Source organism: Methanoregula sp. (genome assembly GCF_002835825.1).
Lineage (GTDB): Archaea > Halobacteriota > Methanomicrobia > Methanomicrobiales > Methanospirillaceae > Methanoregula.
Genome location: NZ_PIZH01000669.1, coordinates 1 through 1,142, shown reverse-complemented (window position 1 = coordinate 1,142; position 1,142 = coordinate 1). Strand labels below are relative to the sequence as shown.

Genomic DNA, 1,142 nt, shown 5'->3' with positions numbered 1-1,142 from the left:
GGTCATGATGGTATCGAGGGTCGCCTCGGCAACCTGCTCGGGGAGGGAATCCACCATCTGGTAGATTGCCAGCATCGCTTTAACCCGCTCCGCATGCCGCTCCAGCTCAATACGCGACCGCTTCTGTTCGGTGATATCGGAGAACGCGAAAATGCTCTGGTTCGTCCCGGGAAAGATCCCCACGCTTACGGCGGCGTCGATGATCCTTTCGGACCTCGTGACAATCTTGATCTCATAATGGGAGGGAACCGACTGGTCGCCCATCCGGCGCCTCCGGTGGTAATCGACAGCCTGCCCGCGTGAACTTTCATGGATGAACGTGCGGATATCCATCCGGTTCTCGATCTCGTCCCGGCGGTATCCCGTCATCTCGGCAAAGACGGAATTTACCAGGGATATCGTTCCGCCCTGCTCGATCACTGCCATTGCCGTTCCCGCATATTCAAAAATTGTCCGGTACCGGGCAAGGAGATCCCCGGAGGTTTTTTTCAGGAGAGCATGGACCGCCCCCCGCTCCCGGATAGCCCGCTGGTATTTTGTCTCGGCCCTGGCCAGATCGCGATCGATACGGGCAACCGCCCGTTCTACGGCCTCGCGCTGTTCCGGGGGCAGGGACGCGATCACGGGGCCGATAAGGCAATGCAGGTCATCAGTGCTTTTCATGATCCCCGGACTGTTCCGAGAGCAGCGCTATCGAAAGGCTCTCGTTGTAAAAATCACAGTTCCCGTTCCGGTTATGCCCGATCTCGCCGTAGGTAAAAAACCCGAATACCGGGACATTCCAGAGCGCCCGGATCGTGTCCAGCTCGTCATTCACCATGACTCCTGCAGCACGGTGACGGGCAATGCAGGAGAATACAATCGCGAGATCCGCCTTCGGGGAGGTATTCCTGAATTCCCGGATATCCCGGATCGCTTTCTCGATGGTTTCGTACCCGAACGAGCTCGAGAACCGGACTTTCGCTCCCTGGGGGACCGTCCCGGCAAACGTAAGGGCTCCGGTTGCGAAATCCACGGCAAGGAATGACCTGAGCACCTCGGTCCCATCCGGTTTAACGATCAGGAGCGGAAAATTGACGCCGATCTGGATGAGGTCGTCGTCACTCACCTCCAGGTATTCCCGGTACAGGTCAACCGGCGGA

General features: G+C 58.2%; 2 protein-coding genes. Both read right to left on the bottom strand.

What is annotated here, in order from left to right:
- Positions 1-663, bottom strand: a 663-nt coding sequence (locus CW742_RS14305; RefSeq protein ID WP_292421536.1) for a PAS domain S-box protein, incomplete at its 3' end; no start/stop codon positions are given.
- Positions 650-1,142 (bottom strand): FIST C-terminal domain-containing protein (locus CW742_RS14300; protein WP_292421534.1); only part of this gene is annotated, 493 nt, incomplete at its 5' end. The genes CW742_RS14305 and CW742_RS14300, both read right to left, overlap by 14 nt.